The 23,913-nt window shown below is 67.3% G+C and carries 24 protein-coding genes; 16 read left to right on the forward strand and 8 right to left on the reverse strand.

Features of this window, described 5'->3' with window-relative positions; genetic code table 11:
- Positions 1 to 1,110, reverse strand: a complete 1,110-nt coding sequence (gene tal / locus WFH23_RS07080; protein WP_336662048.1) for a transaldolase — start codon at positions 1,108 to 1,110, stop codon at positions 1 to 3.
- Positions 1,111 to 1,139: 29 nt separating this feature from the next.
- Positions 1,140 to 3,227, reverse strand: a complete 2,088-nt coding sequence (gene tkt / locus WFH23_RS07085) for a transketolase (RefSeq protein ID WP_336662049.1) — start codon at positions 3,225 to 3,227, stop codon at positions 1,140 to 1,142.
- An 88-nt stretch (positions 3,228 to 3,315) separates the two neighbouring features.
- Between tkt and WFH23_RS07090 the strand changes: the two genes are divergently transcribed.
- Positions 3,316 to 4,248 carry a heme o synthase gene (locus WFH23_RS07090; RefSeq protein ID WP_090148975.1) on the forward strand — a complete coding sequence of 311 codons (933 nt, stop codon included), beginning with the start codon at positions 3,316 to 3,318 and terminating at the stop codon, positions 4,246 to 4,248.
- A 591-nt stretch (positions 4,249 to 4,839) separates the two neighbouring features.
- Positions 4,840 to 5,868: a hypothetical protein gene (locus tag WFH23_RS07095; RefSeq protein ID WP_336662050.1), complete on the forward strand. Its 1,029-nt coding sequence runs from the start codon at positions 4,840 to 4,842 to the stop codon at positions 5,866 to 5,868.
- Between the two features lie 252 nt (positions 5,869 to 6,120).
- Here the strand turns inward: WFH23_RS07095 and WFH23_RS07100 are convergent, their stop codons facing one another.
- Entirely contained in the window at positions 6,121 to 7,071 is a 951-nt protein-coding gene (locus WFH23_RS07100) for a COX15/CtaA family protein (protein ID WP_336662051.1), read from the reverse strand.
- A gap of 284 nt (positions 7,072 to 7,355) precedes the next feature.
- On the opposite strand from WFH23_RS07100, the gene sufB reads away from it, so the two are divergent.
- The 10 genes from sufB to WFH23_RS07150 all read left to right on the forward strand — a co-directional run bounded on the left by sufB (position 7,356) and on the right by WFH23_RS07150 (position 17,868).
- Positions 7,356 to 8,774 carry a Fe-S cluster assembly protein SufB gene (gene sufB, locus WFH23_RS07105; protein ID WP_090149813.1) on the forward strand — a complete coding sequence of 473 codons (1,419 nt, stop codon included), beginning with the start codon at positions 7,356 to 7,358 and terminating at the stop codon, positions 8,772 to 8,774.
- Positions 8,774 to 9,961 carry a Fe-S cluster assembly protein SufD gene (sufD, locus tag WFH23_RS07110; protein ID WP_200328821.1) on the forward strand — a complete coding sequence of 396 codons (1,188 nt, stop codon included), beginning with the start codon at positions 8,774 to 8,776 and terminating at the stop codon, positions 9,959 to 9,961. The genes sufB and sufD overlap by 1 nt, the downstream gene beginning before the upstream one ends.
- Entirely contained in the window at positions 9,961 to 10,287 is a 327-nt protein-coding gene (locus WFH23_RS07115; RefSeq protein WP_090148983.1) for a non-heme iron oxygenase ferredoxin subunit, read from the forward strand. Before sufD ends, WFH23_RS07115 begins: the two co-directional genes overlap by 1 nt.
- Before the next feature lie 3 nt (positions 10,288 to 10,290).
- The gene (gene sufC, locus WFH23_RS07120; protein ID WP_090148986.1) at positions 10,291 to 11,049 is read left to right on the forward strand and encodes a Fe-S cluster assembly ATPase SufC; all 759 of its coding nucleotides are present in this window, start codon (positions 10,291 to 10,293) and stop codon (positions 11,047 to 11,049) included.
- 17 nt (positions 11,050 to 11,066) lie between these two features.
- Positions 11,067 to 11,417, forward strand: a complete 351-nt coding sequence (locus WFH23_RS07125; protein ID WP_211648429.1) for a metal-sulfur cluster assembly factor — start codon at positions 11,067 to 11,069, stop codon at positions 11,415 to 11,417.
- 88 nt (positions 11,418 to 11,505) lie between these two features.
- Complete coding sequence (zwf, locus tag WFH23_RS07130) at positions 11,506 to 13,041, forward strand: glucose-6-phosphate dehydrogenase (RefSeq protein WP_090148990.1); 1,536 nt, start codon at positions 11,506 to 11,508, stop codon at positions 13,039 to 13,041.
- Complete coding sequence (locus WFH23_RS07135; protein ID WP_090148993.1) at positions 13,038 to 13,976, forward strand: glucose-6-phosphate dehydrogenase assembly protein OpcA; 939 nt, start codon at positions 13,038 to 13,040, stop codon at positions 13,974 to 13,976. Before zwf ends, WFH23_RS07135 begins: the two co-directional genes overlap by 4 nt.
- On the forward strand, positions 13,973 to 15,427 hold the full coding sequence (gndA, locus tag WFH23_RS07140; RefSeq protein WP_336662052.1) for an NADP-dependent phosphogluconate dehydrogenase: 1,455 nt from the start codon (positions 13,973 to 13,975) through the stop codon (positions 15,425 to 15,427). Before WFH23_RS07135 ends, gndA begins: the two co-directional genes overlap by 4 nt.
- 16 nt (positions 15,428 to 15,443) lie before the next feature.
- Complete coding sequence (pgl, locus tag WFH23_RS07145; protein WP_336662053.1) at positions 15,444 to 16,181, forward strand: 6-phosphogluconolactonase; 738 nt, start codon at positions 15,444 to 15,446, stop codon at positions 16,179 to 16,181.
- An 88-nt stretch (positions 16,182 to 16,269) separates the two neighbouring features.
- A complete protein-coding gene (locus tag WFH23_RS07150; protein ID WP_090148997.1) occupies positions 16,270 to 17,868 on the forward strand; it encodes an ABC-F family ATP-binding cassette domain-containing protein in 1,599 nt (532 codons plus the stop codon).
- On the opposite strand, the gene WFH23_RS07155 is transcribed toward WFH23_RS07150, so the two are convergent.
- The 4 genes from WFH23_RS07155 to WFH23_RS07170 are packed head-to-tail and all read right to left on the reverse strand — an operon-like array spanning position 17,865 to position 20,295.
- Entirely contained in the window at positions 17,865 to 18,770 is a 906-nt protein-coding gene (locus WFH23_RS07155; protein WP_336662054.1) for a cutinase family protein, read from the reverse strand. The genes WFH23_RS07150 and WFH23_RS07155 overlap by 4 nt on opposite strands.
- Positions 18,763 to 19,686 carry an SURF1 family cytochrome oxidase biogenesis protein gene (locus tag WFH23_RS07160; protein WP_336662055.1) on the reverse strand — a complete coding sequence of 308 codons (924 nt, stop codon included), beginning with the start codon at positions 19,684 to 19,686 and terminating at the stop codon, positions 18,763 to 18,765. The genes WFH23_RS07155 and WFH23_RS07160 overlap by 8 nt, the downstream gene beginning before the upstream one ends.
- Positions 19,679 to 19,924 (reverse strand): hypothetical protein, encoded by a 246-nt coding sequence (locus WFH23_RS07165; protein ID WP_336662056.1) that lies wholly within the window; start codon positions 19,922 to 19,924, stop codon positions 19,679 to 19,681. The genes WFH23_RS07160 and WFH23_RS07165 overlap by 8 nt, the downstream gene beginning before the upstream one ends.
- Positions 19,921 to 20,295 carry a DUF3099 domain-containing protein gene (locus tag WFH23_RS07170; protein WP_211648435.1) on the reverse strand — a complete coding sequence of 125 codons (375 nt, stop codon included), beginning with the start codon at positions 20,293 to 20,295 and terminating at the stop codon, positions 19,921 to 19,923. The genes WFH23_RS07165 and WFH23_RS07170 overlap by 4 nt, the downstream gene beginning before the upstream one ends.
- A 131-nt stretch (positions 20,296 to 20,426) precedes the next feature.
- On the opposite strand from WFH23_RS07170, the gene fabG reads away from it, so the two are divergent.
- The gene (gene fabG / locus WFH23_RS07175) at positions 20,427 to 21,137 is read left to right on the forward strand and encodes a 3-oxoacyl-ACP reductase FabG (protein ID WP_090149010.1); all 711 of its coding nucleotides are present in this window, start codon (positions 20,427 to 20,429) and stop codon (positions 21,135 to 21,137) included.
- 64 nt (positions 21,138 to 21,201) lie between these two features.
- Positions 21,202 to 22,011: an isocitrate lyase/PEP mutase family protein gene (locus WFH23_RS07180; RefSeq protein WP_336662057.1), complete on the forward strand. Its 810-nt coding sequence runs from the start codon at positions 21,202 to 21,204 to the stop codon at positions 22,009 to 22,011.
- A gap of 18 nt (positions 22,012 to 22,029) precedes the next feature.
- On the opposite strand, the gene serB is transcribed toward WFH23_RS07180, so the two are convergent.
- Complete coding sequence (gene serB, locus WFH23_RS07185; RefSeq protein ID WP_336662058.1) at positions 22,030 to 22,680, reverse strand: phosphoserine phosphatase SerB; 651 nt, start codon at positions 22,678 to 22,680, stop codon at positions 22,030 to 22,032.
- Positions 22,681 to 22,704: 24 nt separating this feature from the next.
- Between serB and WFH23_RS07190 the strand changes: the two genes are divergently transcribed.
- Positions 22,705 to 23,496 carry an ABC transporter ATP-binding protein gene (locus WFH23_RS07190; RefSeq protein WP_090149017.1) on the forward strand — a complete coding sequence of 264 codons (792 nt, stop codon included), beginning with the start codon at positions 22,705 to 22,707 and terminating at the stop codon, positions 23,494 to 23,496.
- 121 nt (positions 23,497 to 23,617) lie between these two features.
- A complete protein-coding gene (locus WFH23_RS07195; RefSeq protein WP_336662059.1) occupies positions 23,618 to 23,866 on the forward strand; it encodes a type B 50S ribosomal protein L31 in 249 nt (82 codons plus the stop codon).
- Positions 23,867 to 23,913 lie beyond the last annotated feature (47 nt).

A 23,913-nucleotide genomic window follows, 5' to 3' on the forward strand; every position in this document is an offset into this window, starting at 1 on the left:
TCAACGAGCCTCTCGAAGTGCCTGCTCGACCGTGCCGAGCAGCTCCGACCAGGAAGCCTCGAACTTCTGCAGGCCCTCCTGCTCCAGCAGCTCGGTGACCTCGGCGTAGTCGACGCCGAGGGCGTCGATCGCGTTGAGCACCTGGTTCGACTCCAGGTACGATCCCGAGATCGTGTCGCCGGGGACGTGCCCGTGGTCGGCGAATGCCCGCAGCGTCGCCTCCGGCATCGTATTCACGGTGTTCGGAGCGATGAGACCCGTCACATACGCCGTATCCGCGAGCGCGGGATCCTTCACGCCCGTCGACGCCCACAGCGGACGCTGCGGATTCGCGCCGAGCCCGACGAGGAACCGAGCACGCTCGGTGTCGAAGGACTGCTCGAACACCTCGTATGCGAGGCGGGCGTTCGCGATGCCCGCCTGCCCGGTGAGCGCGAGCGCCTCCGGTGTGCCGATCTCGCGAAGCCGACGGTCGATCTCGGAGTCGACGCGAGACACGAAGAAGGACGCGACCGAATGAATCGTCGAGAGATCGATGCCCGCAGCACGAGCGCGCTCGAGGCCAGCGAGGTACGCGTTGATCACCTGGCGGTAGCGCTCGAGGCTGAAGATCAACGTGACGTTGACGCTGATCCCTGCCGCGATGGTCTCGGTGATCGCATCGAGTCCCTCGACGGTCGCCGGAATCTTGATCATGGCGTTCGGACGGTCGACGCGAGCCCAGAGATCCTGAGCCTGGGTCGCCGTACCGGCCGTATCGCGGGCCAGGCCCGGCTCGACCTCGATCGACACCCGGCCGTCTCGTCCACCCGTCGACGCGTACACGTCGGCGAGCAGGTCGCATGCGTCGGCCACATCCGCGGTCGTGAGCTCCACGATCGCCGCATCCGTGTCGAGTCCGCGCGCAGCGGCGTCCTTGAGCCGGTCTCCGTAGCCGTCGCCGCCGCCGATGGCGTTCGCGAAGATCGTCGGATTCGTGGTCACACCGACCACGTTCACCGTTTCCACCAGCGAGGCGAGCTCGCCGCTCTCGAGGCGATGGCGCGACAGATCGTCGAGCCAGATGCTGACTCCGGCCTCACTGAGAGCGGAGGTATGAGGGTTCGTCATCCTGTGATGATCCTTTCAGAGATGCGGGTTCAGGCGGCGAGCGACGCGTGCGCAGCTGCGACGACGGCGTCGGTCGTGATGCCGAACTCGCGGAAGAGTGTCTGGTAGTCGGCGGAGGCGCCGAAGTGCTCGATCGACACGGAGCGGCCGCGGTCGCCCACGATCCGGTCCCAGCCGAGGGAAAGACCGGCCTCGACGCTCACGCGCGCGGTCACCGCCTTCGGGAGCACGCTCTCGCGGTACTCCTCCGTCTGCTCGGCGAACCACTCGAGGCTCGGCGCCGACACGACGCGCGCTCCCACGCCCTCGGAGGCGAGACGCTCGCGCGCCTCGACGGCGAGCTGCACCTCGGAGCCGGTGGCGATCAGCAGGACGTCCGTCGAATCCGTGGGGGAGTCGGCGAGCACGTAGGCGCCCCTTCGCACTCCCTCCGCGGCCTGCTCGACGCTCACAAAATCTCCGCCGCGCGGCAGCACCGGCACGTTCTGCCGGGTGAGCGCGAGGCCCGACGGGCCAGCATTGCGCGTGAGGATCTCGTGCCAAGCGATGGCCGTCTCGTTGGCGTCGGCAGGGCGCACCACTGCGAGATTCGGAATCGCGCGGAGCGTGGCGAGCTGCTCGATCGGCTGGTGCGTCGGTCCGTCCTCTCCGAGGGCGACCGAATCGTGCGTCCAGACGAACACGCTGGGCACGTTCATCAGGGCGGCGAGGCGCACAGCGGGCCGCATGTAGTCGCTGAAGATCAGGAAGGTGCCGCCGTAGCTGCGCGTCTTCCCGTGCAGCTGGATGCCGTTGAGGATCGCGCCCATCGCGTGCTCGCGAATGCCGAAGTGCAGCACACGGCCGTAGGGATCGCCCTGCCACGCGTTGGTGGAGCGCTCCGCAGGGACGAAGGACGGCGCGTTCGGGATGGTCGTGTTGTTCGATCCGGCGAGGTCGGCGGATCCGCCCCAGAGCTCAGGCATCACGGGGCCGAGAGCGGCGAGCACCTTGCCGCTCGCGGAACGGGTCGCGATGCTCTCGCCGGGCTCGAACGTCGGCAGCACCTCGAGCGCTTCGGCCGGAAGCTGCTGGGCTTCGACCCGGTCGAAGAGCGCCTTGCGATCCGGATTCGCAGTCGCCCACGCATCGAATCCCACCTGCCACTCAGCACGCTTCTCCGCCCCGCGCTGCACGGCCGCGCGGGTGTGCTCGATCACCTCAGACGCGACGGCGAAATGCTGCTCAGGATCGAACCCGAGCGCGGTCTTCAGGCCGGCGAGCTCCTCGGAGCCGAGCTTCGCGCCGTGAATGCCGCCGGTGTTCTGCTTCCCGGGGGAGGGCCAGCCGATGATCGTGTTGACGATGATGAGCGAGGGCTTCGAGGTCTCCGCCTGAGCGACTTCGATCGCTCCGTGCAGCTCGGCGATGTCCTCGACGTACGACCCCGTCTTCTTCCAGTCGACCTCGATGACCTGCCACCCGTAGGCCTCGTAGCGCTTCGCCACGTCCTCGGAGAACGAGATGTTCGTGTCGTCCTCGATCGAGATCTGGTTGGAGTCGTAGATCGCGATGAGATTGCCGAGCTCCTGGTGACCGGCGAGCGACGACGCCTCGCTCGTCACGCCCTCCTGCAGATCGCCGTCTCCGGCGACGACGTAGATGAAGTGATCGAAGGGGCTCGTCCCGGGTGCCGCCTCCGGGTCGAACAGGCCGCGCTCGTAGCGCGCGGCGTATGCGAACCCGACTGCCGAAGCGAGGCCCTGCCCGAGGGGGCCGGTGGTGATCTCGACACCGTCGGTGTGACCGTACTCGGGGTGGCCCGGCGTCTTCGAACCCCAGGTGCGCAACGACTTCAGATCGTCGAGCTCGAGACCGTACCCGCCGAGGTACAGCTGCACGTACTGCGTGAGCGACGAGTGGCCAACGGAGAGGATGAACCGGTCGCGCCCGACCCAGTGAGGATCCGACGGATCGTGACGGAGCACCTTCTGGTGCAGCAGGTACGAGACCGGTGCGAGGCTGATCGCCGTGCCCGGGTGCCCGTTGCCCACCTGTTCCACGGCATCCGCCGCAAGTACCCGCGCGGTGTCGACCGCGCGATCGTCGAGTTCATCCCACTGCAGTTCGTTCGCCAAGACGTTCCTTTCCGGCTGAATCGGGGTGAACGCCGCCCTGGCGCACCCCCGCACAATCTTATCGAACGGCGGGGTACCATAGAAGGTGATGTCCACGCAGATCCCAGCCCAGACTCAGGCCCGCGCTACCGCAGGGCGACCCTCGTTCGGCCGTACGGTCAAGAACTACGTCGCCCTGACGAAACCCCGGGTCATGGAGCTGTTGCTGGTGGTCACCGTTCCCGCGATGATCCTCGCGCAGGGCGGCCTCCCCAACCTGTGGCTCGTGCTCGCGACCCTCATCGGCGGCGCCATGAGCGCCGGGTCGGCGGGAGCGTTCAACTGCTACATCGACCGCGACATGGATCGCAAGATGAAGCGCACGGAGAACCGCCCCCTCGTCACCGGTGAGATCTCCGATCGCAACGCCCTGATCTTCTCCTGGGTGATGGGCTCCCTCTCCGTCGTATGGCTGGCGCTGACGACGAACCTGCTCGCCGCCGCGCTCTCCGCAGGTGCGATCTTCTTCTACGTCGTCATCTACACGATCGTGCTGAAGCGTCACAGCGAGCAGAACATCGTCTGGGGCGGGATCGCCGGCTGCTTCCCCGTGCTCATCGGGTGGGCCGCGGTCACCGGCACACTGGACTGGCCCGCGTGGGTACTGTTCCTCGTCATCTTCCTCTGGACGCCGGCGCACTACTGGCCGCTCTCGATGAAGTACCGCAACGACTACGCGGCCGCCGGCGTGCCGATGCTCGGAGTCGTGCGCGGTCGGGTCACCGTCGGGCTGCAGGTCATCCTGTACACCTGGGCGACCGTCGCGGCGAGCCTGCTGCTGATCCCCGTCGCCGAGATGGGCTGGACCTACACCGTCGCGTCACTCGTATTCGGCGGATACTTCATCGTGCAGGCGCACCGGCTGTACGCGCACGCGATCCGGGGCGAGGCCGGGAAGCCGATGCAGGTGTTCCACACGGCGAACATCTACCTCTCGGTCATCTCGCTCGTGATCGCGGTCGACGCACTGCTGCCCTTCTAAGCGGCGCGCGCCGCTTCGCTCAGCACGCACGCTCCCGATACTTCGCGTCCCGCCCGCGCCCGCTCAAGCGCGCCCCGCCCGCGCGCGCTCCCGCGTGCCGCCCCGCCCGCTCAAGCGCGCCCCGCCCGCGCGCGCTCTCGCGTGCCGCCCCGCCCGCTCCCGCGCCCGCTCCCCGCCCGCTCCCGCGCGCCGTTCGAGAGCGCAATTGGTGCTCGATTCAGGGCGCGCTGCATGCCGAACTGCGCTCTCGAGCGCCTTCTCCAGGCCGCCGTCGTTCCCCCCGCGCCCTCCGCTCCCGTGCAACGCCGCGCGCGCCTCGGGGCCACTCCGCTCCCGCACCTTCGCCCCTCCGCACCTCTTCGCGTCCGCGCTCCGCCGAAAGCGCGGTTCGTGCTCGGTCCGAGAGCGGATCGGTGCCGAACTGCGCTCTCGCGCACAGACTCCGGGGGCAGCCGAGACCCACAGACCAATCGAAGTCCTCCAGATCGCGCATTGCACGTCGCGCATCGCACGTCGCACGTCGCGCTGTAGCGCTGGTGGGCCTGTGGATAACATCTGCGCGACCCGTCCCCACGGTGACAAGCTCTCCGCATGTCACGACAACTCCTGAGGATCACTCAGACATTCGGCACGCAACCGTTCTCCATCACAACGGCACTCGACGCCGGTTTCGGCAGGGGAGCGCTGCGCAACCGCACGCTCACTCGCCCGCACCGCGGCGTGCGCACGGCATGCGAGGTCGACCCTTCACTCGTGAGCCGGGCAATCGCCCTCCGGCCGAAGCTTCGCCCGGGGGACCGCTTCAGCCACGCGACCGCCCTTGCGCTTCTGGGCTGCCCCGTTCACGTCGCGCCCGGAGCCCCAGTGGACGTGGCCTCCGCGCCGGGTACCACGCCGATGCGTCGAGCTGGCGTGGCCGGGCACCGCACGACGAACGGACTCGCGCTCGAGCTGCAGGTGCCCGCAGGATTGTGGACGAATGAAAGTGCACTGGGCCTCCCCGTTTCGCTCCCGGCCGACGCTGTGAGGGAAGCCGCCACCATGCTTCCCGGGCCGGAGCTGGTCGTCGCGCTCGACTCGCTCCTGCACAGAGGCCCCGCTCACTTCGACAACGCGGTGGCGATTCTCTCAGAGCACCTGATGGAGGATCTTCGTGCAGCCCGCCGCACTCGAGGCGCCGTACGCCTCAGTATCGCGCTGAGACTCGCGAGGCACGGCGCTGAGTCGCGAATGGAGACGCTCTTGCGGCTCATCGGCGAAAGCGTCGGAATCTCGGACCTCATGACTCAGGGCGCGATTCGAACCGTGTACGAGGAGATCGGCCGGTTCGACCTCACCGACGAGGCGACGCGGAGCTTCTTCGAGTACGACGGAGCGCAGCACCGGACCTCTCGCACGCAGTACCTCCGGGACATCGCCCGCTATGACGGTGCGCGTGATGCCGGATGGCGCGGGCTGCGCTTCCATGCGGAGGACGTGCTCCTCACGCCCGATCGCACGGCGGCGCGCATGCTGGTTCGGCTCGGACGCGAACGGGAGCGCATTCCGAGGTCCGTCGCGAAGTTTCTCGCGGAGGGCCGCACGTCGTCGCTTGAGCCAGCCGCACCGCGCCAAAGATAGTCGCCGAAAGCGCGGTTGGTGCTCAGCGGGGACGAACTCAGATGCCGAAATGCGCTTTCGGGGAGGGTGAGGCAGGGATCGGACTCCGCCAGGCGGCGGGCGGCAGGCCCGTAGACGTCGGGCCTGCAGGCGCCAGGCGTCAGGCCCGTAGGCATCGGGCCTGCTGGCGGCAGAGCTCGGTAGGCGTCTGCGCCCCGGGCCGCTGCTGAGCGTCGCGGGCATTGCCGGAGAACGATCGGAGAGCGAGCAGCCCTATTCGACCTCGATCGCCGCCGCGGGTGCAGCTGCCGGCCGCTTGAGACGCAGCACTACGACCGTCATGGCCGCAGCGGTGAGCGCCGCGAGCACCATGTGCACCCCGACCGCGAACGGGGGGAGCCCGGCGCGCGCCTGGTAGATCCCGATCGCGATCTGCACGATGAGTGCCGCGAACAGCGCGATGATCCAGCGGAGCGGACGCAGGCGGCGAGCCGCGGCCCACACGAGGAGAGCCAGCGTCAACGCGAAGGCGATGTACCCGGGCCACGCGTGGATGTGGCTCATGAGCACTGCGTCGATGCCATCGCGCTGGATGGTCGAGTCGCCCGAGTGCGGGCCCGACCCGGTCGTCAGCACACCGAAGATCACCGTGACCGCCATCGCGAGCGTGGTCACGTGCGTGAGGATCGCGAACCCCTTCGGCACCACGCGTTCGCGCGGCCCGCCCATCTCGTACATGCGGGTGAGGTAGGCCGCCGTGATGCAGACGAGCGCGAGCGAGATCACGTAGTGAATGCCGACGAGGTTCGCGTTCAGGTGGAGCCAGACGATGATGCCTCCGATGAGGGCCTGCAGCACCACGAGACCCAGGACCACCGACGCGATCGCGAAGAGGTCGCGCCGGCTCGCGCGCAGCCGCCACGTGAGCACGAAGACGAGAATCGCGCTCATCAGCAACGGTCCGGAGATGGTGCGGTTTCCGAACTCGATCAGCGAGTGGTAGGTCAACTCCTCTGTGGGAACGAGCGAGCCGGGGGCGCAGAGCGGCCAGTTCGGGCAGCCGAGGCCGGAGCCGGTGAGCCGCACGGCACCGCCGGTGCCGATGATAAACGTGTTCAGCACGAAGGACGCCCAGGCCACGATCCGGAGGAAGCGCGAGGCGACCCCGAGATGCGGGACGGGCGGCCGCGGGGCGATGGTGCTTGCGGTGGGCGCGCTGGACAACGGGACTCCTCTCGGCTGCTTCCCAGAGTCATGAGATGCCCTGAGCGGACATCCCCCGAAACTATCGGAAACCTGTAGAATGGGAAGCTGTGGTTGCGAACGTCGAACCGAGTGTTTCGGTGCTCTGCATCGGATCTGCCCGGTGACGTACGAAGCCCAGAATACTGCACCGCTGCAGGGAACCCGATGTGCGCATCCATCCACGTAACGCGCGCACTTCGCCGACCGGATCCCTCCGGCTCGGCCAGGGTTTCCCGGGCGAGACGAAGAATGAGGGAGGGATCATGCCAGAGGTACTGATCGACCGACCCGAGCTCGAAGGCTTGGGCCAGTACGAATTCGGCTGGCACGACAGCGACGAAGCCGGCGCGATTGCAAAGCGCGGACTCAGCGAGCAGGTCGTGCGCGAGATTTCGGCACTGAAGAACGAGCCGGAATGGATGCTCCAGCGTCGCTTGAAAGCGCTGCAGATCTTCGGTCGGAAGCCGATGCCAGCGTGGGGCGCCGACCTCTCCGATATCGACTTCGACAACATCAAGTACTTCGTGCGCTCCACGGAGAAGCAGGCCACCACGTGGGAGGAGCTGCCCGAGGAGATCAAGGAGACCTACGAGCGTCTCGGCATCCCCGAGGCAGAGCGCCAGCGCCTCGTCGCTGGCGTGGCGGCTCAGTACGAGTCGGAGGTCGTCTACCACCAGATCCGCGAGGACCTGGAGGAGCAGGGCGTGCTCTTCCTCGACACCGACACGGCGCTCCGCGAGCACCCCGAGATCTTCGAAGAGTACTTCGGCACCGTCATCCCCTCCGGCGACAACAAGTTCGCGGCGCTGAACACGGCCGTCTGGTCGGGCGGCTCCTTCGTGTACGTCCCCAAGGGCGTCCACGTCGAGATCCCGCTCCAGGCCTACTTCCGCATCAACACGGAGAACATGGGCCAGTTCGAGCGCACGCTCATCATCGCCGACGAGGGCAGCTACGTGCACTACATCGAGGGTTGCACGGCGCCGATCTACAAGTCGGACTCGCTGCACTCCGCCGTCGTCGAGATCATCGTGAAGAAGAACGCGCGAGTGCGCTACACCACGATCCAGAACTGGTCGACCAACGTGTACAACCTGGTCACCAAGCGTGCGATCGCCGAAGAGGGCGCGACCATGGAGTGGGTCGATGGCAACATCGGCTCGAAGGTCACCATGAAGTACCCGTCGATCTACCTCACGGGTGAGCACGCCAAGGGCGAAACGCTGTCGGTCGCCTTCGCGGGACCGGGCCAGCACCAGGACACCGGTGCGAAGATGATCCACCTCGCGCCGAACACGAAGTCCTCGATCCTCGCGAAGTCCATCGCTCGGGGCGGCGGACGCACCGGCTACCGCGGTGAGGTGCGCATCGAGGCCAACGCCCGGCACTCCGCCAACTCGGTGGTCTGCGACGCGCTGCTCGTCGACACGATCTCGCGCAGCGACACCTACCCGGCGATCGACATCCGCACGGATGACGCGGAGCTCGGACACGAAGCCACGGTCTCCCGCGTCAGCGAGGAGCAGCTGTTCTACCTCATGAGCCGCGGGCTCGCCGAGGAAGAGGGCATGGCGATGATCGTCCGCGGCTTCATCGAGCCGATCGCTCGCGAGTTGCCCATGGAGTACGCGCTCGAACTGAACAAGCTCATCGAGATGGGCATGGAAGGATCCGTCGGATAATGACGCAAGCTGTTGCACCGAAGGAAACTGCTCAGCACGGCCTGACCGCGCACTCCGACGGGGACTGGGCGAACCGCGTGCCCGTCCAGACCCGGTCGGAGCGGCCCGTATCGACCGACGTCGCCGACTTCGCCGAGGTGACGGGCCGCGAAGCGGTCTGGAAGTACACGCCCGTCGCGAAACTCGACGCGCTGCTCAACGGCCAGCTCGACGGATCGCGGGTACCCGTGTCCGTTTCGGCGGTCGCCGGCGTGACGTCGGAGTGGGTCGCGCGATCGGACGCGCGCATCGGACGCGCCGGAACGCCCGAGGAGCGCGGCGCTGCTGCGGCCTGGTCGGCGTTCGGTGAGGCGCACGTCGTGACGGTGTCGTCGGAAGAGCCGGTGACCGCTGTGGTCACGCGTGACGCACTCGACACGACGCCGCGCGCCGGCCACACCGTCATCGAAGCGGCCCCGCACTCCCAGGGCCTCGTCATCCTCGAGAACACGGGCGCCGCTCATCTCTCCGAGAATGTCGAAATCGTCGTCGGCGACGGCGCGAAGCTGACGGTCGTGAGCGTGCAGCAGTGGAACGACGAGGCCATTCACCTCGCGAGCCACTACGCGACGGTCGGTCGTGACGCGTCGGTGACGCACATCGTCGTGTCACTCGGCGGGAAGATCGTCCGCTTGAACCCCTCGATCCATCTCGATCACGAGGGCGCCAACGGGGAAGCGCTCGGCGCGTACTTCGCCGACGCCGGTCAGCACTTGGAGCACCAGGTGTACATGGACCACGACGCTCCCCACACGCGCAGCCGCGTCACCTACAAGGGCGCGCTGCAGGGCGAGGGCGCTCACACCGTCTGGATCGGCGACGTGCTGATCCGCAACAACGCCAACGGCACCGACAGCTATGAGCAGAACCGAAACCTGGTGCTGACCGAGGGCACGCGGGCGGATTCGATCCCGAATCTCGAGATCGAGACCGGCGACATCGAGGGAGCCGGTCACGCCAGCGCGACCGGACGCTTCGACGACGAGCACATCTTCTACCTGCAGAGCCGAGGCATCTCCGCGGAGGAGGCGCGCAAGCTCGTGGTGCGCGGCTTCCTGTTCGAGGTCATCGCCCGGATCGGTGACGCTGCGACGGAGGAACGCCTCCACGCCGCCGTCGAATCCGAGCTCGCGGACTCCGTCCGCTGATGCCGCGGCAGAAGGTGCTCGCAGTCAGCGACCTCGTGCAGGACCAAGCGGTCCGCGTCGTCGTCGACGATGTGCCGATCGCGGTCGTGCTCGACGGGACCGGCGCCGTGCACGCGATCGGCGATACGTGCAGCCACGGTCAGGTCAGCCTCGCCGAAGGCTTCGTGGACGGCGACACCCTCGAGTGCTGGGCGCACGGTTCGGCGTTCTCGCTGGTGACCGGAGTGCCCGAGAATTTCCCGGCCTACGAACCGGTTCCCGTCTTCGTCGTCGAGATCGAGGACGGCGACGTGTACATCGACCCCAACGTTACGAAAGAGATTTAACACATGAGCTCCGTTCTTGAAATCAAAGACCTGCACGTCAGCGTCGAGACCGAGCAGGGCGCCAAGCCGATCCTCAAGGGTGTCGACCTCACCATCAAGCAGGGTGAGACCCACGCCATCATGGGACCGAACGGTTCGGGCAAGTCGACGCTCGCCTACGCGATCGCCGGCCACCCGCGCTACGAGGTCACGGGCGGGTCGATCCTGCTCGACGGCGAAGAGGTGCTCGAGATGGGCGTGGACGAGCGTGCGCAGGCCGGCATGTTCCTCGCGATGCAGTACCCCGTCGAGATTCCGGGCGTGACCAACGCGAACTTCCTCCGCACCGCAAAGACCGCGATCGACGGCGAGGCGCCGGCGATCCGCACCTGGATGAAGGACGTGAAGGAGGCCATGGGCAATCTGCGCATGGACGAGTCCTTCGCGGCGCGCAACGTCAACGAGGGCTTCTCGGGCGGCGAGAAGAAGCGCAACGAGATTCTGCAGCTCGAACTGCTGAAGCCGAAATTCGCGGTGCTCGACGAGACCGATTCCGGCCTCGACGTCGACGCGCTGAAGGTCGTCTCCGAGGGAGTGAACCGCGCGAAGCAGAACACCGGTCTCGGCGTCCTGCTGATCACGCACTACACGCGCATCCTCCGGTACATCCAGCCCGACTTCGTGCACGTCTTCGTCAACGGCCGCGTCGCCGAAGAGGGCGGGCCCGAGCTCGCGAACCGACTCGAGGAAGAGGGCTACGACCGCTTCCTCGAGAGCGCATAAGGCGTAGGCTGGTCGCTATGAGCGAGGAAACCACGACGGTACCCCAGTCGATCGATCCGGAGTTCCGCGAACAGGCGTACGAGGCGCTGAAGAATGTCTCGGACCCCGAGCTCGGCGTGAACATCGTCGATCTCGGGCTGATCTACGATCTCGCCTTCGACGAGGAGCACGACGCGCTCGTGATCAGCATGACGCTGACGAGCGCCGGTTGCCCGCTCACGGACGTGATCGAGAACGACATCGCTGAGGCACTCGACGGTCTCGTGACGGCGTTCCGCATCAATTGGGTGTGGATGCCGCCGTGGACGCCGGAGCGCATCACGGACGACGGCCGCGACATGATGCGGGCACTCGGGTTTGCGATCTGAGAGAGCCCGGTGGGCTCTCTCACAACCGAGTGCCCTGCCGGAGGCAGCTCGGGGCGTCTTGAATTCCTGATCTGTGAGAAAGGATGGGATGAAGCTTCCTTCCAACCCGCTCCGCTCTGCGGATGATCCCAGGCTCAGTCGTATCGCGGGGCCCAGCTCGCTCGTGATCTTCGGGGTGACGGGTGACCTGTCGCGCAAGAAGTTGATGCCCGCGGTGTACGACCTCGCGAACCGAGGTCTTCTGCCGCCTGGGTTCGCACTTGTGGGGTTCGCTCGCCGCGACTGGAAGGATCGAGATTTCGCGGAGATCGTGCACGATGCTGTGCGCAAGTATGCGCGGACCCCGTTCCGCGAAGAGACGTGGGAGCAGCTCGCGGAGGGTATTCGCTTCGTGCAGGGTCAGTTCGACGACCCCGAGGCGTACGACCGTCTCCGCGACACGGTCGAGACGCTCGACCGAGAGCGCGGCACGATGGGCAATCACGCGTTCTACCTCTCGATTCCGCCGACCGCGTTCCCGGAGGTTGCGAAGCACCTCTCGAGCTCGGGGCTCGTGGATCGCACGGGAGACGATCAGCGATGGCGGCGCGTCGTCATCGAGAAGCCGTTCGGCCATGACCTCGCCTCCGCTCGGGAGCTGAACGATGTGCTCGAATCCGCGTTTCCCGCTGATTCGATCTTCCGCATCGACCACTACCTCGGCAAGGAGACGGTGCAGAACATCCTCGCACTTCGCTTCGCGAATGCGATGTACGAGCCGATCTGGAACCGGAACTACGTCGACCACGTGCAGATCACGATGGCCGAAGACATCGGCGTCGGCGGCCGCGCCGGCTATTACGACGGCGTCGGCGCAGCGCGCGACGTGATCCAGAACCATCTCCTGCAACTCCTCGCACTCACCGCGATGGAGCAGCCCATCAGTCTGGGGGCTCAGCACCTGCGTGCGGAGAAGGAGAAGGTGCTCGAGGCGGTGTCGCTGCCGGAAGACCTCGAGCGATCGACGGCTCGCGGGCAGTACGCGTCCGGGTGGCAGGGCGGCGAGCTCGTGAATGGCTTCCTGGATGAGGACGGCATGGATCCGCAGTCGCGCACGGAGACCTTCGCGGCGATGAAGCTGCACGTCAACACGCGCCGCTGGACGGGGGTGCCCTTCTACCTGCGAACCGGAAAGCGGCTCGGCCGACGCGTCACGGAGATCGCCGTCGTGTTCCGCAAGGAGCCTGGAAACCTCTTCGGTCAGGCGCAGCGTTCTGAGCAGGGATCGAACGCGCTCGTGATCCGCGTCCAGCCCGATGAGGGCATCACCATTCGTTTCGGCGCGAAGGTTCCCGGCAGTGGCACCCGCGTGCGCGACGTGACGATGGACTTCGGCTACGGTCACGCGTTCACCGAGGCCAGCCCGGAGGCGTACGAGCGCCTCATCCTCGACGTGCTCCTGGGTGACGCGCCCCTGTTTCCCCGTCAGGCAGAGGTCGAGCTCTCCTGGCGGATCCTCGACCCGATCGAACGACACTGGGCGGAGAGCGACGCGCCCGTCGAGCAGTACGTTCCGGGATCCTGGGGCCCGGCGTCGGCCGACGAGATGCTCGCCCGCGACGGACGCACCTGGAGACGGCCATGATCGAGAGTCTGCCCGACACGACGGTCAGCGCGGTGACGCGCCGGCTCGTCTCGATGCGCCAGGAGAGCGGTGTCTCGGCGCTCGGTCACGTGCTCACCCTCGTCATCTCGGCCTCCGGCGAGCTCGACGAGTCGGCGATCGCGGCCGCGAATCACGCGTCCAGCGAGCACCCCATGCGAGTGATCGTGCTGCTCAGCCGCCCCGAGGCGGAGAATCGGCTCGACGCGGAGATCCGCGTGGGCGCGGACGCGGGTGCGAGCGACGTGATCGTGCTGCGCGCTTCCGGTGAAGTCGCCAGCGGAGTCGAGGCGCTCGTCACCGGTTTGCTGCTGCCCGACGCCCCGGTCGCGGTGTGGTGGCCGGAGGAGGCGCCGGATCGCCCAGGCGCCGACCCGCTCGGCCGAATCGGGCAGCGGCGCATCACGGACGCCGCAGCTCCCGACGGTTCGGCGTGGGACGTGCGTATCTCCGGGTACTCCGCCGGTGACACCGATCTTGCCTGGACGCGGCTCACGCGCTGGCGCGAGTACCTCGCCGCGGTGCTCGATGAGCCGCCGTTCGAGCCGGTGACAGCGGTCGAGGTCGTCGGCTCTGAGGCGTCGCCGTCGACGGAGCTGCTCGCGGCTTGGCTCGAGCTGGCGCTCGGGGTTCCGACGAAGTGCACGCTGCTCGATCGCGCTCTCCACGCGGAGGGGCTGCACTCGGTGACGCTGACGCGCCAGAGCGGCGACGCGGTGCTCAAACGCTTGTCGCCCGTGCACGCGGCGCTCAGCCAGCCAGGGCAACCGACGCACCAGATCGTTCTGCCTCGCCGCACGTTGAGCGAATGCCTCGCGGAGGAACTGCGCGGGCTGGGCGAGGACGTCATGTACGGCCGCGTACTCGAACAACTCGCGCGCAGCCGCGCTGCGCGCACCACCCACACTGACGCATGAATGAAGGAGCTGGCGTGTCTGAAGCCGCAGCGAACATCGGGGTCGTAGGCCTCGCCGTGATGGGCGCGAATCTGTCGCGCAACCTGGCCAGCCGGGAGGGGAACACCGTGGCGGTGTTCAACCGCAGCCCGCAGCGCACCGAGGCGTTGGTCGCAGCTCACCCGGAGGCGCAGTTCGTGCCGGCGTTCACCTACGAGGAGTTCGCGGCGTCGCTGCAGAAGCCGCGAACGGCCATCATCATGGTGCAGGCCGGCGCAGCCACCGATGCGACGATCGATGCCCTCGTCGACGTCTTCGAACCCGGTGACATCATCGTCGACGGCGGCAACGCATACTTCCCTGACACCATCCGGCGCGAGCGCGCCGTGCGGGCGACGGGCATCAACTTCGTGGGCGCCGGCATCTCGGGCGGCGAGGAAGGCGCGCTCAACGGTCCGAGCATCATGCCTGGCGGTTCCGACGAAGCCTGGCAGACGCTCGGCCCGATCCTGCGCTCCATCGCCGCGGTCGCAGAGGGCGAACCGTGCGTGACGCACGTGGGCCACGATGGCGCCGGCCACTTCGTCAAGATGGTCCACAACGGCATCGAGTACGCCGATATGCAGCTCATCGCCGAGGCCTACGACCTCATTCGACGGGGCACCGGAAAGTCGCCTGCGGAGATCGCCGACATCTTCGCCGAGTGGAACGACGGTGAACTCGAGTCGTACCTCATCGAGATCACGGCGGAGGTGCTCCGTCAGAACGATGCCGCGACCGGCAAGCCACTCGTCGACGTGATCCTCGATCAAGCCGGTGCGAAAGGCACGGGCGCCTGGACGGTGCAGACCGCGCTCGCGCTCGGCGTTCCCGTGTCGGGCATCGCCGAGGCCACGTTCGCGCGCTCGCTGTCATCTCACCCTGAGCAGCGTGCGGCAGCCTCGTCGCTTCCGGGCCCGAGCGAGCAGCCCGCAGTTGCCGACGAAGCCGCATTCATCGAGGACGTGCGCCAGGCGCTCTACGCCTCGAAGATCGTCGCGTACTCGCAGGGTTTCGATGAGATCCGCGCGGGCGCCGCAGAATACGGCTGGACCATCGATCTCGGTGCGATTTCACGCATCTGGCGCGCCGGCTGCATCATTCGGGCGCAGTTCTTGAACCGGATCGCCGATGCCTATGCGGCTGAATCCGACCTCGCCCTGCTGATGAGCGCACCGTACTTCGCCGAGGCTCTCGCGAAGAGCCAGGAGGCGTGGCGACGCGTCGTCGTCCACGCGACCGGGGCTGGAATTCCGGCACCGGCGTTCTCCTCGTCGCTCGCCTACTACGACGGGCTGCGGGCCGAGCGCCTCCCCGCCGCGCTCGTGCAGGGGCAGCGCGATTTCTTCGGAGCGCATACGTACCGCCGCACCGACCGCCCGGGATCGTTCCACACGCTCTGGTCGGGCGACCGCAGCGAGATCTCCGCCTAGGCGCAGGCGAATTCGTATGTCCATGCGCATCTCGCAGCACCCGACCCTCGATGAACTGGCCCACGCGCTCGCGGGAGCGTTCATCGAGGTCTGCCGGCAGCGCCAGGGCGATGGGGGAGTGCCGTGCGCGGTGCTCACCGGTGGCTCCGGCGGCGAGCGTGTGCTCGAGGCCCTGAGCTCCCATCCGGATCGCGACACCGTCGAGTGGACCCGGGTCCGGTTCATCTGGGGCGACGAGCGGTGGGTCCCGTCGGGTCATGAGGATCGCAATGATCTTCTCGCCGACCGCACGCTCTTCGACGCGGTCGCCGTCGATCCTTCGCTCGTGCACCGGGTGGCGGGGCCGGATTCCGGGCTCGCGCTCGACGAGGCCGCCGGCGCCTACGCAGCCGTCGTCCATGGCATCGACCGTATCGATGTCGCGTTGAACGGTGTGGGCCCCGATGGCCACATCGCATCTCTGTTTCCCGGCATGGACGAGCTCCAGATCGTCTCAGACGAAGCGCCGGAAGCGCTCCCGATCAGAAATTCGCCGAAACCACCGCCGGAGCGCGTCACCTTGACCCTTCCGGCGCTGCGACGTGCTGAGCGCGTCTGGCTCATCGCGGCGGGCACCGCGAAAGCCGAGGCGGTCGGTCGGACCATCGCTCGGAGCGCCCCGCTGCTCCCTGCGGCACGGGTCTTCGGAGCAGCGGAGACCGTGCTCTGGGCGGACACCGCGGCTCTGGGAGCGCCATCTGCTTCGAGCAGCTAGGATGGTGAGGTTGCCCATTCGCTCAGCCCTGGCGCGAGAACGTCTCCCCGTGATGCGCTGAGCCGGCACGATCTAGGAGCCTCACACCATGATTTCCGTCGAAGACCTCGCCATCGACGTCGGCGCCCGTCGCCTCATGTCGGGGGTCACGTTCCGCGTGAACCCCGGCGACAAGATCGGCCTCGTCGGTCGCAACGGCGCCGGCAAGACCACGCTCACCCGCACGTTGTCGGGGGAGCTGCCTCCCGCGGAAGGCGCGATCAAGGTCACCGGCGAACTCGGTTTCCTTCCGCAGGATCCGCGCACCGGCGATCCCGAGCAGATCGCGCGTCACCGCATCCTCGACGCGCGCGGGCTCGGCACGCTGCAGCAGAACATCGCGAAAGCGACGGAGGACATGGGCTCGAGCGACCCGGCGGTCGCAGAGAAAGCCATGAAGCGATTCGGCAATCTCACAGACCGCTTCCAGGCGCTCGGCGGGTACGCCGCCGAGTCGGAGGCGGCGTCGATCTCGAACAACCTCGGTCTGCCCGACCGCATTCTCGATCAGCCGCTGAAAACGCTCTCGGGCGGTCAGCGCCGTCGCATCGAACTCGCCCGCATCCTGTTCTCCGACGCCGACACGATGATTCTCGATGAGCCGACGAACCACCTCGACGCCGACTCGATCGTGTGGCTGCGCGAGTTCTTGAAGCACTCGAAGGCCGGCGTGATCGTCATCAGCCACGACATCGACCTCGTGGGCGAGACCGTCAACCGCGTCTTCTACCTCGACGGCAACCGTCAGGTCATCGACATCTACAACATGAACTGGAAGCTGTACCTGCGCCAGCGCGCCGCCGACGAGGAGCGTCGCCGCAAGGAGCGCAGCAACATCGAGAAGAAGGCCTCGGTACTGAAAGATCAGGCCGCGCGCTTCGGGGCGAAGGCGTCGAAGGCCGCTGCCGCGCACCAGATGGTCGCGCGCGCCGACAAGATGCTCGCGGGTCTCGAAGACGAGCGTCAAGTCGAGCGGGTCGCGAAACTGCGCTTCCCCGATCCGTCGCCGTGCGGCAAGACGCCGCTCATGGCCGAAGGGCTCTCGAAGTCGTACGGTTCTCTGGAGATCTTCGCGGGCGTGGACCTGGCGATCGATCGCGGATCGAAGGTCGTCATTCTGGGCCTCAACGGTGCGGGCAAGACCACACTGCTGCGCCTGCTCGCGGGCGTCGATGAGCCCGATACCGGTGAGCTCATCGCCGGTCACGGGCTCAAGGTCGGCTACTACGCCCAGGAGCACGAGACCCTCGACGTCAAGGCGAGCGTGCTGCAGAACATGGTCTCCGTGTCGCAGCACCTCACGGAGACGGAAGCACGTCGTGTGCTCGGGTCGTTCCTCTTCACCGGGGATGACGTGCACAAACCCGCCGGGGTGCTCTCAGGCGGAGAGAAGACCCGCCTCGCCCTCGCCATGCTCGTGGTGTCGAGTGCGAATGTGCTGCTGCTCGACGAGCCGACGAACAACCTCGACCCGGCGAGCCGCGAAGAGGTGCTCGACGCGCTCGCGCACTTCTCGGGAGCCGTCGTGCTCGTCTCGCACGATCCGGGAGCCGTCGAAGCGCTGAACCCCGAGCGCGTCCTCATCATGCCGGACGCGACCGAAGATCACTGGTCGAAGGAGTACCTCGAGCTCATCGAGCTCGCTTAGGAACGCGGGCGGGGAGTGGGCGTCGACGGCGGCGTTCGCTCCCCGCCATCCTCGCGGAACTCGGCACCGGCGTCGTCGAGTCGCGTGATCACGAACGCGGCGCCATCGCCCTGCATCCCGTTGGAGTAGTACTCGACGTGCGGCTCCTCGTCGAAGTCGAGGCTGCTCTGGCAGATGAAATCTCCCGCCACGCAGTAATCGCGCACGCGTTCTTCGACGGCGTCGAGCGCGCCTTCAGGTCGGGGGAGCAGCCCGTCGGTCTCCGGGTCGAAGCTCCCGACGTTGTACTCCTCGGCGCCCACGAAGCGCGGATCACCGTAGAAGACGACCGCGAGCACACGTTCGAGCGCTTCCTCGGCGACGGTACCGACGGTGGCTCCGACCATCCGGGCCTCCGGCTCGGCGAGCCCGTCGCCGACGACGAGAGCGCCCTGAGAGTAGCCGAGCAGCACGAATCTCTGTGCGGGGCAGGCGTCGGCTTGCACGTTCAGCACGTCGATGAGAGTGCGCACCCCCAGGGTGCCGCCCTCTTTCACATCCGTGTCGGCCGGGTAGTCGAGGTCGAGCACTCCCACATCGCCGGGTCGTGCCTGTGAAATGGTTCGCGCCACAGGTGAGAGCAGCTGGCCCTGGCTCGGCTCACCCGTGCCGCGGGCGGTGATCACCAGATAGGGATCGCAATCGACGGGATCCACAACCGGCTCCGGGTGCAGTTCGGCGTCGTAGAGCTCAGCCGCCTCAGGCGGTGCCGGATCCTCCGTCACGTCGGAGAGCGATTCTCGCGTCGCCGCCGGATCGACCGGCGCGGCGCACCCGCTCATCGCCAGCGCTGCGCCCAGGAGCACGATCGAGCCCGGCAGGGACAGCCGACGCAGCATCCCTCGCACATGTGACTCACCCATCGAGCAATGCATCCTCGATGTCGGAGTCGCTCGGTCCACGTCGGCGCTTTCGCTCCGCCGTCCTCCGGTCGTACTCGAGCACTTCGTCGCTGCCGATATTGAGGGTGCGGTACTCTCGCCTGGCTGCGTACGTCACGCCGATCGCCGCGATGGCGATGAAGATGTACCACTGCACGGCATACGAGAGGTGCGGCCCCTCGTCGCGTGCGGGCTTCGCGGGAAGCACCCCGTGCTCAGCATCCGGGGACTCGCTGACGAGCATCCCGTAGGCGCCCGTGTACGCAGAATCTGAGACTCCCGCCAGCGCGGCGATCTCCGGCAACTCAATGCTCGCGACCGCTCGACCAGACGTCGTGCGGCCCGGAATCTCGGGCTCCGAGGCGCGCAATCGCGCCTCTACCGTCACCGGCCCCTCCGGGGGCGACGGCAAGGCTTCTGGATCGATGTCCTCCGCCGACGCACCGTCGACGGGCACCCATCCGCGATCGACGAAGAACGTGGATCCTTCTGCGGTGCGCAATGCCTGGATCAGGTCCGAGCCGACTCCGCCGGGCCCGGGCCGGTTTCGTGCGAGGAACGGGTCTCCGGTGTACTCGCCCTCGACCAGCACCGTGCGCCACTTCTGGCGATCCTCGTCGAACTCCGACAGCTCCGGCAGTTCGTCGGCGAGCACTGCCGGCGGCGCGTCGTAGTTGTTGTCGATGCGGTCGATCTCAGCACGGGCCTCTGCGCGGCGCTCGAACTGCCAGTTGCCGAGGAGCACGCAGGCGATCGAGAAGATCAGCAGCATCGCGGCGTACCCCGCCCAGCGGCCGGATCGCAGAAACCCCCAGCCGACGCGGTCGCGCTGGTGCTGCCCAGCGTTCTCAGCGGACGGCGCGGGCATGTCGCGGTCGAGCGTTCCGTGTTCAGTCATCGAGCTCTCCCACCGTGCGCACCTCGAGCGGGAAGCTTCTGGCCTCGAGAAAATCGTACAGCGTCGCGCGATGCTCATCGCAGGCCAGCCAGGTCTTGCGGCGCTCGGGGCCGTGGATCTTCGGGTTGCGCCAGAGGATGGCCCACGGGGCATCCTCTCGACAACCGGCTCGCGAGCATTCGAAGCGACGCTCCGGAACGCCGCCAAGATTCAACGACGGCGCGACCACACCGTTCACAGCTCTGCTCCAGGAGTCTGCGGACGGGGGTGGGAACCGCGTCGCTCCGGGTCGACATCGACCACGATGACCTCGTGGGCGACGTCCGTCGCTTCGATGGGTTCGGCTTCCGATGCCTCGATCTGCAATGGCTCGGGCGCGTCCGGCACCTGCTCGCCTCCGTGCGCGACCGCGTTGCCGACGAGCACCGCGAACCAGGGCAGGAAGATCGCCCCAGCTGCAGACAGCAGCACCCACCAGTCCCTCACCCAGAACAGCGATACGACGCAGGCGACTCGCAGGGTCATCGCGATGAAGTACATGCGCATGCGGTGCGCGCGATCCTCGGCGGGGTTCACCCCAGCCGACGTCACGTCGTAACTCTTCGCCATGCGCCCCTTCTCCGTACCCGCCAAGCCTACGCCGTTCACCTGAATCCGCGCCCGGGATCGCCGTCTTCCCCGGCTTCCAGCGCCCTCGGATGGGTAGGCTGGTCGGCAGTTATTCAGACGGAAGGAATCCCATGCCCACCTCGCGCACCGTACTCGTCACCGGCGGAAACCGCGGTATCGGTTACGCCATCGCAGAACGCATGCTCGCGGACGGTCATCGCGTCGCTGTGACCTCGCGGTCGGGCGAGGGCCCGGAAGGATCGCTGACGGTACGCGCGGAGATGACCGACGCGGCTTCGATCGACGCCGCGTTCACCGAGGTCGAAGCGCAACTCGGGCCTGTCGAGGTGATCGTCGCAAACGCCGGCATCACGAAGGACACCCTGCTCCTGAGGATGACAGAAGAGGAGTTCACCAGCGTCATCGACACGAACCTCACCGGCACGTTCCGCGTGGTGAAACGCGCCGCGAAGGGCCTGCTGAAGGGTCGATTCGGACGCGTGATTCTGATCTCGAGCGTCGTGGGGCTGTACGGGGGACCGGGACAGATCAACTACTCGTCGTCGAAAGCCGGACTCGTCGGATTCGCTCGCTCGCTCACTCGAGAGCTCGGATCGCGCGGCATCACCGCCAATGTGATCGCGCCCGGCTTCGTCGAGACCGATATGACGGCTGCTCTCCCGGAGGCCCAGCAGCAGCAGTACCTCGGCTCGATTCCGGCCGGACGCTTCGGTCAGGTCGCCGAAATCGCCGGAGCGGCATCGTTCCTCGCCGGGGACGACGCCGCATACATCTCGGGCGCGGTGATCCCCGTCGACGGCGGCCTGGGCATGGGGCACTGACGGAGTCCGATCGGGTGCGGGAGCGCCCTTTCGCCCGTCGCGCCACGACCAGTAGCCTGTGCCCATGAGTTCATCACACCAGCCCCGCTCCCTGACCCGCGTCGCGGTCGACGCCCAGACCCTCGCCGACCTGTATGCGGCGCCGACCGCTCTCCGCGTCGTGAACGTGTGGGACGCCGTCAGCGCCCGCGTCGTCTCGCAGCTGCCGGGGACTCGTGCGATCGCCACGGCGGGTCACGGCATCGCGGCGAGCCACGGGTACGCCGACGGTGAGCAGATTCCGCTGGACACCATGATCGCGGCGATCGCGCGAATCGCTTCCGCCACGGATCTGCCCGTGTCCGCCGACCTCGACGGAGGGTTCGGCGATGCAGGCGAGACGGTGCGACGGGCGATCGGGGCCGGGGCCTCGGGCGCGAACATCGAGGATCAGATGCGACCGCTCGACGAGTCGGTCGCCGTGATGCGTGCGGCGATGGCGGCGGGGGAGCGCGAAGAGGTCTCCTTCGTGCTGAACGCGCGCACCGACGCGCTCGTCAAGGGCGGCGACCGCCCGCGCGAGATCGCGATCGCCGACGCGATCGAGCGGGGACGCGCCTATCTCGACGCCGGCGCCACGTGCGTGTTCGTGCCTGGCGTGCTCGATGCCGACGACACTCGGGCACTCGTCGACGGCATCGGCGAGCGCAAGATCAGCGTCATCGGCCTTCCCGGCGCCCTCACCGCCGCCGAGTACGAAGCGCTCGGCGTCGCTCGTGTCTCGTACGGACCCATGCCGCAGAACGTCGCCCTGACCGCGCTCAAGCGGCTCGGCGAGTCGCTGCTGGCCGACGGAGTCATCCCAGCGGATACGGAAGCGCTCAACAACTTCTGAGTGCTCAGGCGAGACGACTCAGGCGAGCCGTTCGAGCAGCGGGATGGCGAGCGCAAGATCGTCTTCGATCGAGATGTCGGCGCGCTCGCGCACGATCGGCTTGCCGTTGAAGGCCACGCCGATGCCGGCGATCGCCATCATCTCAAGATCGTTGGCACCGTCTCCGATAGCGATGGTGGCGGAGAGCGGGATCTCTTCGGCCGCCGCCCACTCGATCAGCGCCGCCGCCTTCGCCGATGCGTCGATGATCGGCCCAACGGTGCTCCCCGAGAGGATTCCGTTCACCAGGTCGAGCCGATTGGCGCGCCAGAGATCGATGCCGAGATCCGCCGCGAGCGGATCGAGCACCTCGTGGAATCCACCCGACACGACGCCGACCTTTCCGCCTCGGGCATGCACTGCGGCGATGAGTTCGCGGATGCCCGAGGTCGGCCGCACACGCTCGTAGGCTTCGGCGAAGACCGACTCGGGGGTCCCGGCGAGTGTCGCGACGCGATCTCGCAGGCTCTCCGCGAAATCGAGCTCCCCTCGCATGGCGCGCTCGGTGACCGCTGCCACCTCGTCGAGGCTCCCCGCCGCCTCGGCGAGCAACTCGATCACCTCGTCCTGGATGGTGGTGGAGTCGCAATCGAGCACGACGAGGGGGCGTGTGGTGCCGGGAGAAGTCATGATTCCCAGGATAGGCTGAGCGCTATGGTCAATGTGCTCCGCCTCACCGATGTCTCCTATGTGCGCGACCGCCGGCCGATCCTCGACGGGGTCACCTGGTCGGTCGAGGATTCGGAGCGGTGGGTGATCCTCGGGCCGAACGGCGCAGGGAAGACGACGCTCATGAAGCTCGCGACGGCCAACGACTACGCGACTCGCGGCACCGTCGAGGTGCTCGACGAGCGACTGGGCAAGGTCGACATCTTCGAGCTCCGCAACCGCATCGGATTCGTGTCTTCGGCGTCGGCCAGGCGCATCCCGGCGAACGAACTCGTGCGCGACGTCGTGCTGACCGCCGCCTATTCGGTCGAGGGCCGGTGGAATGAGCACTACGACAGCATCGACGTGCGTCAAGCCGAGCGCATTCTCGCGGAGTGGGACCTCGGAGCGTACGCTGACCACACCTTCGGCACGCTGAGCGACGGTGAGCGAAAGCGCGCCCTCATCGCCCGCGCGGTCATGACCGATCCCGAGTTGCTGCTGCTCGACGAGCCGAGCGCCAACCTCGATCTCGGAGCTCGCGAGCGGTTGCTGCAGATGCTCTCCGGCTTCGCAGCGTCCCCTTCGTCGCCGGCCATGATCATGGTGACCCACCATGTCGAGGAGATCCCACCCGGCTTCACCCACGTCCTCATGCTGCGCGACGGCAAGATCCAGGCCGCCGGCCCGATTGCGGACACGCTCACCGCCGAGTCCCTGGAAGCGACCTTCGACATGCCGTTCGAACTGTCGTCCACGGATGGCCGGTATTCCGCTGTGGCACGCCCGAAGCCCTGATCTCACTCATACGCCTCTCGGTCTGCTAAAGTATCACTTTGGTGCGACGAAATTCGCCGATCCCAAGACCTCCGGGCGTGCTGTTACACGCTCTCTCCCAGGCAAACACGAAGGAACTCTCATGAAGACCGATACCCACCCCGAGTACAACGCAATCGTCTTCCGCGACCTCGCGTCGGGGGAGACGTTCCTCACCCGTTCGACGCTCACCAGCGAGAAGACCATCGAGCTCGACGGCGAGATCTACCCCGTCCTCGATGTCGAGATCTCGAGCGCATCGCACCCGTTCTACACGGGCAAGCAGCGCATCATGGACTCGGCCGGTCGCGTCGAGAAGTTCAACCAGCGCTTCAAGGGCTTCGGCGCCTAAGTCGCGACTGCGGCACTGGAAAGGGCCGGGCGATCCTCTGCGGATCG

It is taken from the genome of Leucobacter sp. USHLN154 (genome assembly GCF_037145595.1).
Lineage (GTDB): Bacteria > Actinomycetota > Actinomycetes > Actinomycetales > Microbacteriaceae > Leucobacter > Leucobacter alluvii.